Raw genomic sequence first — 255 nt, forward strand, 5'->3', positions numbered from 1 at the left:
TAAAGGCATCTTTTTTGGCATCATATTCCCAGTTAGCGGTGTTAAAAGGATTATTTTTATATTTTTTCTTCTTTTCTTTACGATACATATTGTAAGTGATTAGGGCGGTGCGTAACCGATTCGAGATGATATCTTCTATATTTTGTTCACTTCCATAAGCCGCATCTGCTACAAGGAAATCAGGCAACGCAAAATAATCCTTTTCTATTCGATCTAAAAAAGGAATCAATGTTCGTGTATCGGTAGGGTTCGGAA

1 protein-coding gene is annotated in these 255 nt (G+C 35.7%); it reads right to left on the minus strand.

Annotation, left to right across the window (positions count from 1 at the left end; all coding sequences use genetic code 11):
- Positions 1-255: transposase (locus KI343_RS19945; RefSeq protein WP_212928128.1), on the minus strand; the 255-nt coding region annotated here is incomplete at both ends.

Source organism: Oceanobacillus sp. J11TS1, assembly GCF_018333215.1.
Taxonomy (GTDB): domain Bacteria; phylum Bacillota; class Bacilli; order Bacillales; family Amphibacillaceae; genus Oceanobacillus.